The sequence below is a fragment of the Micromonospora sp. NPDC049102 genome (assembly GCF_043197485.1).
Lineage (GTDB): Bacteria > Actinomycetota > Actinomycetes > Mycobacteriales > Micromonosporaceae > Micromonospora.
The window spans coordinates 66,135-79,992 of sequence record NZ_JBICTE010000025.1 but is presented as its reverse complement, the minus strand read 5'-3'; the positions used below and the strand labels follow the sequence as shown (position 1 = coordinate 79,992).

Below are 13,858 nucleotides of genomic sequence, written 5' to 3'. Positions count from 1 at the left end.
TCGCCGCTGCCGCTGCCACCGTCGCCTCCACGTCGTGCCACCGCTGGTCAACCGCGCGGTAGGCGCACCTCTGCGACCGTACCGCCGTCGGTCCTCGGACGTAGGGATACCCATCCATTCTGTTGTTCAACGATCCGGCGGACGAGATAGAGGCCGAGCCCCGCTCCGGGATAGCCGCGTCGGTCACCGGACTCGCCCTGCCAGAACCGGTCGAACGCCCGTTCCACGTGCTCCGGCCGGATGCTGATGCCGCGGTCACTGACCCGGAACGCGACCAACTGGCCGTCGGCACCGGCGGTGACCTCGATGGGCGAGCCCGGCGGCGAGTACTTGCCGGCGTTCGTCACCAACTCGGTCAGCACGGTCGCCAGGCTGGGACGGTGGCCGAGCGCCTTGGGCAGGTCGGCCGGCAGGCGCAGCGTCAGCCGGTGCCGCAGCTCTGCCGGCAGGTCCACGATGGCGGCGCGCAGCGCCTCACCCAGGTCGAACGGGGTGGGCGGTTCGTCCCCCGGTCCCGTCTCGGCCGCCGAGGAGAGCAGACGGTCGACCAGCCGGGCCAGCTCGTTGGCCCGTTGCCCGATCACCCGGGCGGCCTGCCGCCGGTCGGCGTCGGTCAGCGACTCCCAGTGGTCGGTGAGGGTGTCCGCGTACCCCTTGATGACGGTGACCGGCGTGCGCAGCTCGTGGCTGGTCACGGCGACGAACAGCTCCCGGTCGTGATCGCGGCGCTGCTGGTCGGTGATGTCCCGGAAGGTGACCACCCGCAGCGCGCCCGGGCCGGGCAGATCACCGGAGGTGATGCGCAGCCAGCGCCCGTCCGGCAGCCGGTGGTCGCGGACCTGGCCCGAAGGTGGCAACGGAAACGGCAACGGCCCGTTCAACGCCTGCTCCGCCGTCCGACTGGTGACCTGCACGGCGGCCGGGTTCCACAGCCGGACGTGGCCGTCCCGGTCGACCACCGCCAGCCCGTCGGCGAGTGCCGCCACCACCGGCCCGTCGCCGTGCACCGGCAGCCCGCTCTGGTCGCCGTACCTGTGCGCGATGCACGAGGCGAGGTACGCGATCACTCCCTGCTGCTCGGCACCCGGCTCGTCGTCGCCCGGATAGAAGGCGTGCAGGCTGCCGACGGTGTGGCCGCCGATCTCGGCCCGGCCGACCACCATCCGGCGCAGTCCGCTGCCGGCCAGCTCGGCGGCGAGCTTGCCGCTCAGGTCGGTGACCCGGACCTGGCTCACCCGGGGCCCGGAGAGCAGACGGACGGTGTCCGGGTCGTCCGCCGCGAGCGGGCGGCCGACCGCCCACTCCGCCGCGCCGGTCGCCGCGATCACCCGCCCGCCGGTGGGACCGAACTCGACGAACGCCATTCCGCTCGCGCCCAGCGCCGGTTGGGTCAACCGGAGTAGCTGGATGAGGACCGGTAGGCCCGCTTCCCCAGCGTTGATCATCTCGATCACGACGGTGTGGCCGGCGAGAAGAGCGGGAAAATCGATACGCTCCGGCATGTGCCGAGTCTGCCCCGCCGGCCCGGCTTTCGGCACCCCCGGTCGTCGCCCAGGCGTAGGCGTAGGTGCTGTCGGCGGTCGGCACGCCGGACGGCCAGCTTGGCGTTGCGGCCCGTTCAGCGGTCCCGGCGGGCCAGAACGTGCGCGGGGCGGTCGGTGATGATCCCGTCCACCTCCTCGGCCAACACCATCTCCATGTCGGCCGGGTCGTTGACCGTCCAGACGTACACCTGGTTGCCGGCGGCGCGCAGCGCGGGCAGCAGGCGGGGGCGGGCCCGGAGCAGGCCGATGCCCGGCCCGGCGATGCGGGCGCCGAACGGCAGCCGGCCCAGCCGGAGCCAGGGCGGAAGCACCTCCAGCAGCAGCACCGTGGGCAGCGCCGGGGCCAGCTCCCGGACCCGCCGCACCGCCAGCGGTGAGAACGACATGACGGTCACCTGGACCGGGTCGTCCGGTGCCGGATCGGCCAGTCCGTACTGACGCAGCAGGTCGACCAGCCGCCGCTCCACCTGCGAGCCGTAGCGGGACGGGTGCTTCGTCTCCACCAGCAGCCGCACCGGCCGTCCGGCGGCGAGCACCGCGTCGAGCAGACGGGGCAGGGTCAACAGCCGGGTGTGTGACTCGTCCGGTGGCAGGTCACCGCTCGGCGCGCTGCCCGGATGCCACGAGCCGAAGTCCAGTGCCTCCAACTCGGCGAGGGTGCGCGCGCTGACCAGGCCGCGACCGTTGCTCGTACGGTCCAGCCGGCGGTCGTGTACGCAGACCAGATGCCCGTCCCGGGTCAGCCGGACGTCGCACTCCAGCCCGTCGGCACCCTCGTCGAGGGCGCGCAGGTAGGCGGCGAGGGTGTGCTCCGGGAGGTCGTACGAGGCGCCGCGGTGCGCGAAGACCAGTGGTCCGCCCATCCCGCCCGCCTCAGATGACCTGGCCGGGCTGCCCGTTCGCGTCGACCACTCCTCGGCCGACCGCTGCCCACTGGCGCATCCCGCCGTCGGCGTTGCGCACCTGCCCCCAGCCGTTGTTGACCAGGTAGGCGACGACCTGGGCGGAACGTCCGCCGGAGCGGCAGATGACGGCGACGTCCCGGTCGGTGGGCACCTCGGCCAGCCGCGCGGGCAGCTCCATCATCGGCAGGTGGTGGGCGGTGGGGGCGTGGCCGGCCGCCCATTCGTCGGCCTCCCGCACGTCGAGCAGGTAGGTGTCGTCGGTGATCTCGGTCACGGGCACGGTGGGAACCTGGGGTCCGAACACAGGAAGCAACACTAGATCCTCGCGGGCCGGATCGGCACCGACCCGGCCGTCGCCACTGTCACAACCGCGTCACCCAGCGCAGGTTGGCCTGCGCCCAGGCGGGTACGCGGGCGCGCCGGACCGCCTCGAACAGCCCGTTGCCGCCGTTGTCGAGCACCACGTACGAGACCTGGTCGATGGTCTGCGGCGACGAGGGCACCTGGACGCCGCGCATCCCGTCGGGCGGCAGCGCGCGGAGCGCGAGGAGCAGATCCTCCAGGGGTACGCCGTTGGTGTCGACCGTCAACGAGCCCCCCACCGCGCGGAGCACCTGGTCCAGCTTGACCGGGTTGTTGCGCAGGTCGGCGTCGCCGGCGCTGTCCAGCATCGCCCGCAGGAGCTGCTGCTGGTGGCGCTGCCGGTCGTAGTCGCCCCCGGGCAGGCCGTAGCGCTGTCGTACGTAGTCCAGCGCCTGTGCCCCGTCCATCCGCTGGCAGCCGGTCGAGAAGACCCGGTTGGTGTGGATCGAGCGGACCTCGGTGTCGACGCACATCTGCACCCCGCCGAGGAGGTCGATAACCTTCCGGAAGCCGGAGAAGTCGATGAGCGCGGCGCCGTCGAACCGGATGCCGGTGAGCCGGTTCAGGGTGGTCGAGAGCAGTCGGGTGCCGGCCGGCCCGCCGCCGCCGTGCTCGTACGCGGCGTTGATCTTGTCGGGGCCGCCGCCGAAGCCGTTCGCGGGCGGGATGGCGACCAGCAGGTCACGCGGGATGGAGACCAGGTACGCCTCGCGCCGCCCGGCGGGCACGTGCACGATGAGGATGGTGTCGGAGCGTTGGTCCGGTTCGCTGCTGCCGGCGCGTCGGTCGGTGCCGATCAGCAGGTAGTTGAGCGCCCCGTCCAGGTCGGTCCGGTCGGTGCGGGCGTCGGCGTCGAGCAACTGCTCCTTGGTCACCGTGCGTTCGTACCGGTGGGTCAGTGTCCTGAGGCCGACCACGGCGAGCCCGGCCAGCAGGACGAGGGCGAGGCCGATGCCGAGCAGGAAGCGTGGCCAGCGGGCGCGGTGTGGCCCGGCCGGGTGTGCCCGGCCGGCCGCGTTCCGTCCCCACCTGGGCGTGACCGCCTCCCCGCAGCCGATACATGAGGTCTCTTCACCTCAGGCTACGGAACGTGAGGGGGCGATCGTCGGGCTTTACGCGAACGCGGCTGGGTGAAAACTCTCGGTTACTTTCCCTGCCGTAGTCGGTGGGGAGTGCGCGCAGATCGGGAGCAGCACGGCAGAACACCTTGGTCCTGCGGCATTACGCCGATCACAGAGCGTAACCGCTTATATTGATGGATCAACTGTTCGTCTAGACCTTCGGCTTACTCTCAGTAACGGTGGCTACAAATCTGTCCACTGTCTCTGGGTGGCGCAGGGTTTGGTGGCCGTCGAGGATCGGCCGGCCGTTCCTTCACATGTGGGCAAGCAGGAGTATCGATGGCGATCAAGTGTCGCGAATTCGTGGCCACGTGGCTACCGCAGGGCATGTACGTGGGCCTGGAACAGGGCTCGGTGCCGCCCGAGGTGTTCGACGCCCAGGCAGTGCCCGGCGCGCACCTGCTGCACGTGGCACCGGAATCGGTCAACTCCGCAGCGGTCCGGGACATGCTGTTGGCGCAACCGCCGGGCGTGCTGGCACGGATGGTGGACGGGTCGGCGCGGTCGCTCGCCGTGGGGCTCGACAAGGCCGGCGCGTTCGCTCGTGCGGACGCACTGGGCCTTCCCGTGCTTGTTCCCGGCAACGCGCTCGCCGGGGGCAACAACGAGCGGATATTGGCGATCGACGCTCAAAACAGCCCCGCGTGGACCCCGGCCGATACGACAAACGTACTGGTGTTGCCGGAGTCCCACCTACTCACCGAACACCCCGCCACTAGCGGTGAGTTCGACGCCAGCCTGTCGCAGGTGCTGATCGGCCCCCCGATGCTCAGCCAGGTCCGATTTATCGATGCCGACAAGGCCGAATTGGGTATACCACCGCTGATCCTCGACACTCTCATCGACCGGGTCGGCGGCATCGTTGGTGTCGACGAACTCGCCACCTCAGCCGCGGAGGCGTCGCCCGTGCAGGGTGAGGGGATGGGGCTCTGGCGGGCCCTGGCAGTGCTCAAGATCGGCGAGGCCAGGGTGGTCACCGTCGGCGGCGCGCGCGGCGACGAGCCCGTGACGACCCTGCTGGCGCTGCGGTTCCCCGCCGGCGTCGGGCTCCTGCACGACACCCCGTCGGGCGTACGGGCCGCGACTCTGCCTCGGCGTCCGGCCGCGCTGAGCATTGCCCAGGCGGACGTGTCGGAGAAGGCGACCGCCCTGGTCGACGGTTCCGCGTTGGCGTATCCCTGGCTGAGAAGCGTCAATCCTGAGCGGGAGGCGGCTCCGACTGCTGATGCCTTCACGCTGAACTGCGTCATCACCGCGATCGCCGTCGACCTGTCGCTGATCGACGGCCACGGTCACCAGGCCAGCGGCGTGGACAACGCCACCGGACCGCGAGATCGGGGACTGCCGGAGACCTACCTGGCGAACTATCAGGCGCAGACGCTCGGCTTGCCCGACGGGGAGAGCCGGGTCTACTCGTACGGGAGCCTCGAAGCCGTCCGCGACGTGATGGCCGCCGCCCCGCAGGGTGCCCGTGGCCTCGTGCTGATCTACGGCGAGGACGCCCGCACGTCGCACGCGTTCAACGTGGTGCACGGCCCGTACGGCGTCAGATTCCTCGACGGTCAGCGCGGCGGCCTCGCCCGGCCCCCGCAGGTGATCACTGACGTCGCGTTCCTACCCCTCACCGACAACATCAAAGTCCCAAACGAACATCCGCTCACCGTCTTGTCACCGGACCGCCGCGCCGGCGCCATCGGATTTGAAGCGGAAACACGCTACAGCACCGATGTCCCGATCAGGATGGCCGCATACGAGGGCGTTGTGGAGATTGCGACCTCACGCAACCTCGACATTCATCTTGAACCTGAACCCCGCGCAAACGTAACAATGATTGAGTTGGTGTCGAAGCCGTACAATGTCCTCGACGGCGAGACCCGCCACCGGCCGCGCGACGAGGTGTGGCGTGACTTCACGCGGACGCTGCGACGAATGGCTGATGCGTCGCCGCTGCCCGCCCCACTGAATTCGGTGTTCGACGAGGGCAGCGGCTTCACGGACGCGGATGCTGGAATTCTCGACGATTACAATTTGAGAGAATATCTGCCGGAAGAGGATCGCGTCTTTGATCCGTCAGCGAGTATGTACGTGCAATACACCGTGGGTGTTCCGCTGGCAGGTGTCAGTCAATTGCTGCAATTCGCTGTGCAACGCACTGGGGTCATCGGCCGCATAAAACTGGTTCAGCGTGCGTTGGAGTTCGCCGATGGAGTGGCGGAGATCTATCGATCGCGGACGCGTACCACAGAGGTGACCGGCGGCGGACCACAACCCACCGCTGCCTCGCTGGCGCGTGACGTCATGGAGATTCGTGGCCTGGCGGCTCTGGTGTACGCGCACGTTGTCGCTCCCGTACTGGACCGTGTCGAACGGCTTGCGGAGAAGCGGTCGAGATTGGTCAAGAATCAGCTGCTGGTGGCCTCTCGAACTTCCCTGGCAGCTATCCGGGACCTACTGTCCGAACGGGCACAGAACTGGCTGGAGACGAATGCGAGTGAGCTGAGGAACCAGCTCACCAGGCACGCCATGGGATCGTTCGCTCAGCTTCAACCGTATGTGAATTCGGTCGGAGGTGGCAGTTTCCTCAACCACATCATGAAGGGATCCGACGGCGACTACCTCTTGAGTGGTCTGCTCGACAACGCGCTACTCAGGCAATCTGAGTCCAATCGCGAACTCACTCAGGACAAAGTTTTCGGCATTCGCACGCATGTCAGCGCGGCGGACTTGGCCCGCGCCGGTGATCGCCTCATTCTGATGGAACTCCGCAGGCACGGAAGCGTTCCACGTTCCGGTTTGGCCGACATTGTGCGTGACCTCGTTGGCCTTGAAACCCACGTCCGTCATGTTGCCCGTTCCACGGCAGCCATCCAGGCTGCGACTAGCAGCGAACAACACATCATCGGCTCGTTCCCCTTCAAGTGGCGCAGCAGTGACCTGACAGGTGAGCATCGTTCGGAGGTGGAGAGGGTCGCACGGCGGATCGTGCAGCGGATCGTGGCCAGCGGCTCGGCGGCGAAGGTCCTCGTGGAGGGCGGTGGAAAGAACAGCGGAAGCGAGGCCGGAGCGCAACGGGCGGAAGCCGTGGCCGAAGCTCTCGCGGCGTCCGCGCGAGCGCACCTGGACGGCGTGGGCCTGGCGCACTCATTGATCACCGTCCAGCACCTGAGCAGAGGCGATGGTGTCAGCGTAAGCCCGCACCCCGCGCAACGCGCTGCGGCCGCCGCGAACCAGCGCACCGTGGTGCTGTGGCTGGAGCCTCCGGCGGAGCAACAAACCACTCAGACGCGGGCGTGGGACATCCGAACCACACGTTTCGGCTCCGCGGGCGCCGACGTCGAGACACGGGAAGTGCCGTCGGACTACACCAACGAGTCACTGCGCACGGCGTACCCCTGGCTTGGCCAGATCAACCCGGGTCGTGCCGCCGGCGGCGAGTACGCGACCAACTGCATCATGGCCGCGCTCTCCCTGGACCTCTCGTTGCGCGAGGGGCAGGTCTATGAGACGGCCACCACCGAGCCGTTGGACGGCGGCGACCTGCTCAACTATCAGCAGCAGGTGCTGGATCTGGCCGATGATCAGCACCGGGTGTACGAAATTCCGACCATTGAGGCGGCCGTGGAGGCACTGCGGGCGGCTGCCCCCGAGTCGCGGGCGCTGATCGCCGTGCGCCGACCTGAGAGTCAGGTCAGCCACGTGTTCGTCGGCATCCGCGATGGGCGCGGAGTCGCCGTCGTCGACCCCCAAACGGGTCGTCTGGGGCGGCTGCCCCTGGACACGACCGGTCTGGCGCTCATTCCGCTGTCGCACGACATCGCGCCGTCGACGCTCACGTCGCGGGCCGTGGACGTCCCTCCGGTGATCGTGTCGGTGCAGTCGGACCCCTCAGGAGACGGTGCCCACCTGGACGCCGCTACCCGAGACCTATTGGCCACCCTTTCCGCCCGAGCCGTCGCCGCCGCGCGTCGGAGCGGTCCGATCGACGTTCAGGTCGACGGTGGCTGGAGCGGAACTACGCCAGGTGCCGGCAACGCCGCCGCGCCGTCCCAAGCCCTTCGTGTGCAAGCGGTACTTGATCATTTGATGCCCCTCATCCGGCGGGGCCTCGCGGAGCTCGGTCTACACCGAGACACGGTCACCGTCGACGTTGTCCGCCGCGGACCGCAGACGTCTTCGGCGACGACGGACGCGACCTCGGGTGCTGGCGTGGACCAGCACGCAGTCACGGTCCGGTTGCTACCCGCGCGACGGATGCCTGCGGCGGACCCGTCCAGTGCGGACCAGCACCTGGTTGTCAGCGTCAATGAGCTGCTGGTCCAGCACAACCGCAATGCCTCGGCCGCAGTGATTCTCGACGCCCGCGACGCGCATCCGATACGACAGACCGACGTCCGCGGGATCGCCAGCGCCGTGGCTGATCGGATCCGCTCCGGCGGTCTGTCCGATCGGATGCTCGGCGGATCACGGCGAGGCGTGGATCCGCAGGACGGCCTCCAACTGTCCGGTGCCGGGCAGGCGATCCGCGGGCCGCAACAGGCTCAGCTGGCGGGCGGCAGTTCGACGGCACCGCGGTCGCTCGCAGATATGCGGGCGCTCCCGCATCCGATGCGTGGACACCTGCTCGGGCTGGCGGCGGCTGATGGTTCGGTCTCGCTCCAGGCGGTGGCGGACGCACGGCCTGACGTGAGGACGCTCTTCCTTCGATTCACAAACAGTGGGGTGGACGTAGGGCCAATCGACGAGTTGACGCGTAACGAGCGGCGGCTGGGCATCCTTCCCGGAGGACGTAACAAGCCTCGCAGACCGGTGCGGATCATCATCAACACGCCTGACGGCGAGGCTGGTGAGGCGGTGCTAGACCAGCTTCGCCGCGCGTTCCGCGATACCGGCCGGGAGGCGTTCGTGCCGGCGCCCGGCAACAGAGTGGCGCTGTTTATGGGCGATCTGGCGGTTGTGAACAGCCAGCGGGAACCCGGACGATGGGTGTCGGTCGGCGCGAAACGGCCGGCTGAACCTCGCCACTACACAACGGACTCCGGTGGCCTACTGGGTCGGCCCATGACCGACCCGCGATTCCTGCCCACCGAGGACGAGCTTGTCTGGTGGATGGTTCGCGATTCGACGTTGCCGGCCTCGCTGGAGCGACCGGCTGGTGAGTCGATCAGGTCATTCGGGCTGGAGTTGGAATTCGCCTTAGAACCTGGGATGCCTGAGCAGGAGGCTGCCGTACGTCGAAGCCGGATGGTCGATGATCTGCGTGCCTTGGGATTGACTATGGAATACCTTTTCAGGGACGCACATTCTGCGCGAGAAGAGGGCTACAATTCGCGACGGTCTGGCTGGAATCTCGAGTTGGACGAATCTGTTTCTGGTGAATTGGTGTCGCCGATCCTTCCGTACCAGCGAGCTTCCGATGAAGAGCGCTCGCGAGTCTGGCGCGATGTCGCATTGGCGCTCGCCGTGATCCGCCGCCACGGCGGGAGGTCGAGCACCAAGGTCGGGGGCCACGTGCACCTCGGCGTTGGAGATTACCAACGCGACGTGGCTGTCATGCAGCGGCTGATCGACGTATTTCGGGGGCACCAGGATATCCTGTACCGGCTGGCCACCATACCAGGCCAGCGCCTGCACCGCGGCACATTTTACGCCGAGCCGCTCGCCCCACCCGCAGCGTCCGGCCAGCAACGCGATTGGCCCGAATTTGACCTTCGCCGCAACGGCGGGGTCATCACCCGCGACATCGCTCTCAACGCTACGCCGCTTTTCGATGCCCTCGCGGAGCATCGGCCAGCCAAGGACGACCACATTGAGGTCAGGATCTTCGACGGCGATCTGAGTCTCGGTGGAGTGCAACTGCGCACCGAGCTCAGCCGTGCCTTGGCGGACAAAGCCACCGAGCCTCCCGGTCCTGTTCCTCAGTATTCGACACTGGGTGAACACTTCCTACGCTGGGATCCGGATAAGTCGGAAGACAGAGCTGCCCTGGAGCAGATACTGGATTTGCTGCCGGCCGAAGCGACGGCAGCCCGCCTGCGCGTGACAGAGCTATGGCGGCAAACCGCCTGGCAGATGCCGATCACGGTACGTGCCCGTCACCTTGGCGGTCTCTTCTTTCCGAGGCAAAAGCCTGACCGCAGCGAGTGGCAAATCTTTTCGCCGATCGCCGAGCGCAATTTTCGTCAACCCACCATCGTCTACCAGCCAATGATCGGGAAATTCCAACCTGCGAACCCCGTTGCGCTCTCGAGCCTGCTAAATCAGTGGAGGCCAGCCGGTGCTGGGGCGACGCCGGCCATCGCCCACGGGGTCGTGATCGCCCTCGCAAGGACACCGGTCGATCATCTCGGGATATTGCCCAGGACTCTTGGTGTGTCGGTGGTCCAGCCGAGGGGCAATCAGTGGTCGGTCCAGGCGATATCCGGGCGAGGATGGCTGTCGGCGAGCGGATGGGAGTTGCTCACCCGAGACGTCGCCGGCTTCCCAATTACCCGGCCTCTCGGTAGGGAATTCGGCCCGCAGGAATTGGAGTGGGTGTTAGGCGAACTACTGACCATCGGTCCTGTGTCTTCGGCTCCGGTCGCCGGTACGACTACCGGCCGGCGCTTCGGTCTCCTCCTCGGTTCGGAGCAACCGCAACTGTCGCAGGGGGATCTGGCGGGGGTGCCCCGTGTGGACTCGGTCGGGGATGGCTCATGGCTGGGTGATGACGCGCAGCCGGTCATGTGGCAGCCCTTGCCAGGCGCTCGTGGTGGCTGGGCTCTGTTGCCTGATCATGAATTGGCGCAGGTCGGCGACCTTGAGCTTCCCGGCGAGGGTGCCAGCGTGCCGGTGGTGGTTCACCCGGCAGTGAACGGGACGGTCCGGGTGCCGGTACGCGATCTGGATGGTGTGGAGCAGGATGCTGCTGCGTCGACGCCGATGGTTGGCGGCTCGGTGCGGGAGGTGCGTCTGACTGCCGAGCAGTTGGCACCATTGCTGGATCGGCGGCTACCACCGGGTGCGCCGGTGGCGTTGCTGTCCTGCAGGGCCGGCGAGCTGTCGGACGGGTTCGCCCGCCAGCTCGCCACGGCCCTCGGACGAGACGTTGTCGCGCCGACCAGGGATCTGGTCGTCGAGCCGCCTGGCGGCCAGACACGCCTGTTCACCGTCGACGGCGAGAGTTGGGTGCTGTTCACTCCCGACTATGACGACGGTTGGGACGTCATCAACGACGAGATCGACGGTTTCGTCGACGATGACGGAGTGGCCCATTTGAGCGAACGCGCCAGCTATCCGTTCGACGGGATTGCCGCGGTCACCCTACCGCCGAGTTGGTCGGTGCGGTTGTCCGATGGGGTCACCGAGCAGCACCCTAACGTGTACGTGATCGGCGAGTCTGCCGCGCCTGCCTTGCAGAGGTTGATCAATGAGCTGGCGAAGGTGGCCAACGTCGATCACCCCGTGGTCGTGCTTGGCGCCCCGCATCCCGGCAAGCCCGCGCTCGCGTCCGACGTCGCCGGGTTGAACTACACGCTCGAGCAACTCGCTCAACGTGAGCGACTACCGGTGGTGGTCGCCCGTGGCATGATCACCAGTGAGTTGCTGACCGTGGTGCAGCGGTACGGTGCCACGATCCTGCACCCGACCACGCAACGGCCCGACAATGCGGGTATCGGTCTCGACATGTACTGGAAGGCAACCGCCTCCCGGAGAGACGAGCGTACGGCCGCCTCCGTGCATCTCTGGCCGGGGATCACCGCGGATGTCCTGCGTAGCGCTGTCACCCTCTCCCGTCCCACCTCGGCGGTCGCGCGGGTCGAGGACACCCTCGGTGAGCTGATCTGGGCCGCTGACCTCACCACCGCCCGCCGTGTCTTCGACACCGCTCGGCAACGCTGGTCACCTGAGCAGATGCGCGACAACCTCGCCCGCGTCGAGCAGATGATCGAACGGGTGCCCGACCAGCCCGACCTGAGCCGCTACGCGCCGGTCCTCGAGTTCGGCGCGACAGGCCACGCCGACATCGTCTTCGACTACGCCCTGGCCGACCCGGCGGACCAGCCCACAACACTGCTCACCGCCGTGGGCACCCTCGACACCGTCGGACTGCTCGACGCCGACCTCGACGGCGGCCTCAGCACCGGACGCTTGGTCGCCATGGTCACCGCGGTCGGCACCACCGACATCAGCGCATCCGTGCTCACCGTCATCGGCGACATCAAGGCAGGACGGTTCACCGACGCCAACACCTTCATCGAACGCAACCGCGACCGACTCACCATCGAACAGAAACAACACTGGGTCGACGCGATCACCAACCTGCGTGAGTTCCCCACCATGCAGAACATGCCCGAACAGCCAACAGCCGATCACCTCCTGCAACTCGCCCAAGGCGTGCTCAACTGCTGACCAAGCCCTGAACCCGAGCCTCCGGGTCGAACTCGCGCAGAGGGGGTCCTCGTTCCGTATCGAGGACCCCCTGCTGGGTGTGTTGCGTGAGAGCCGCGCCGCCGTCACTTGCGGCCGGAGATCACCTCGGGGTGGTTGAAGACGAACTCGGCGAGCTTGTCCTGCTTGACCGCCTCGAACATCTGCATGGTCTCCGCGTTCAACGCCTCACGGTTGTTGCTGTTGCCGTTGAAGCTGCCGTTGTTGGTCTTCAGCATCGTCAGCTCGTTCGCGGTGACCCCACGCATGGTGAAGATGAAGTCCTCGATCGGCACGCCGCCGGTGTCCAGGACGAAGGCCTTGCCGGCTGCCTTGATCAACGAGTTCATCTTGGCCGGGTTGGTCAGCATGCCGCCGTCGGTGGCCTTGCGGGCCATCGCCTTGATCAGCTGCTGCTGGTTCTGCTGCCGGTCGTAGTCGCCGCCGGGGAGGCCGTAGCGCTGCCGGGCGTAGTCGAGGGCGGCCCAGCCCTCCATCTCCTGGCAGCCCTTCTTGTGCACCACCGGGGTCATCGACTTGCCGGTCTTCTTGGCGTCGGCGTTCCACATCGGCTTGCCGTCGACGAACGACATGTGCTTCGACTTGACCTCGTGGCTGACGCAGATCTTGACCGTGCCCAGCGTGTCGATGACGTTCTTGAAGCCACCGAAGTTGATGATCGCCGCGCCGTCGAAGCTGACTCCGGTGAGGCGCTTGATCGTCTGGGCCATCAGCTGGGCGCCACCCTCCCAGCCGCCACCGTTGCGGGCGCCGGCTTGGAACGCGGCATTGATCTTGTCGGTGCCGCCGGCGAAGCCGCTCTTCTTGAAGGGCGGGATCTGCGCCTCGGTGTCCCGGGGAATCGAGATCAGGTACGCCTGGTCGTGCGAGGCCGGGATGTGCAGGATGATGATGCTGTCCGACCGGACGTCGTCGGCGGCCCACCGCTCCCGGGCGTCCACGCCCAGCAGCAGCATGTCGATCGGGCCGTCCAGGCTCGCGCCACCCTCGGCGTCGGACTTGCTGGCGTCACCGAGCAGGTTGCGCTGGGCGATGTCGCCGGTGGCCTGACCGATCAGCACCTTCGTGCCGACGATGGCCACCCCGCTGCTGAGCATCAGCACCGCACCGAAGATCACGGTCAGGCGGGCCCAGAGCGGGTCCTTGCGCCGGGGACGCTTCTTCGCCGGCCCCTTACCGCCTGTCCGGCTGTCGCCACCACCCGGTGGACGACCGCCCGGACCACCGCCCGACGGGCCTGGCTGCACCGGTATGGACGCGGCGATCCGGCCGCTCGGCGCGGCGGACCTGGTGGACGGAGGGCGACGGCTGGCCTGAACCGGCATTCGTGCTCCAGCTCGTGATCAGGAGGGGGCGGCACCACTGTACGTACATCGATTCGACTTTGCGAGTTCATCTGCACTCAATAGGACGACAGGCTCAGTCAACCGGGCGATCGGCTTCACTCGATGGCCGAAACGGTGAGTCCGTCTCGCGTCCAGCCGACCGCCCGTGCCGC

At 67.7% G+C, this 13,858-nt stretch carries 6 protein-coding genes; 1 reads left to right on the top strand and 5 read right to left on the bottom strand.

Features of this window, described 5'->3' with window-relative positions; genetic code table 11:
• Nucleotides 1-47 precede the first annotated feature (47 nt).
• The 4 genes from ACGFH9_RS22390 to ACGFH9_RS22375 all read right to left on the bottom strand — a co-directional run bounded on the left by ACGFH9_RS22390 (nucleotide 48) and on the right by ACGFH9_RS22375 (nucleotide 3,774).
• Complete coding sequence (locus ACGFH9_RS22390; protein WP_393222378.1) at nucleotides 48-1,502, bottom strand: ATP-binding protein; 1,455 nt, start codon at nucleotides 1,500-1,502, stop codon at nucleotides 48-50.
• A 116-nt stretch (nucleotides 1,503-1,618) separates the two neighbouring features.
• On the bottom strand, nucleotides 1,619-2,407 hold the full coding sequence (locus tag ACGFH9_RS22385; protein WP_393222375.1) for a glycerophosphodiester phosphodiesterase: 789 nt from the start codon (nucleotides 2,405-2,407) through the stop codon (nucleotides 1,619-1,621).
• A 10-nt stretch (nucleotides 2,408-2,417) separates the two neighbouring features.
• The gene (locus ACGFH9_RS22380) at nucleotides 2,418-2,753 is read right to left on the bottom strand and encodes a rhodanese-like domain-containing protein (RefSeq protein ID WP_393222372.1); all 336 of its coding nucleotides are present in this window, start codon (nucleotides 2,751-2,753) and stop codon (nucleotides 2,418-2,420) included.
• Nucleotides 2,754-2,811: 58 nt separating this feature from the next.
• Nucleotides 2,812-3,774 (bottom strand): LCP family protein, encoded by a 963-nt coding sequence (locus ACGFH9_RS22375; protein ID WP_393222437.1) that lies wholly within the window; start codon nucleotides 3,772-3,774, stop codon nucleotides 2,812-2,814.
• 438 nt (nucleotides 3,775-4,212) lie between these two features.
• On the opposite strand from ACGFH9_RS22375, the gene ACGFH9_RS22370 reads away from it, so the two are divergent.
• Nucleotides 4,213-12,321, top strand: coding sequence for a toxin glutamine deamidase domain-containing protein (locus ACGFH9_RS22370; protein WP_393222369.1), 8,109 nt, complete (start codon nucleotides 4,213-4,215; stop codon nucleotides 12,319-12,321).
• 104 nt (nucleotides 12,322-12,425) lie between these two features.
• On the opposite strand, the gene ACGFH9_RS22365 is transcribed toward ACGFH9_RS22370, so the two are convergent.
• Nucleotides 12,426-13,685, bottom strand: a complete 1,260-nt coding sequence (locus ACGFH9_RS22365) for an LCP family protein (protein WP_393222366.1) — start codon at nucleotides 13,683-13,685, stop codon at nucleotides 12,426-12,428.
• Between the last annotated feature and the right edge of the window lie 173 nt (nucleotides 13,686-13,858).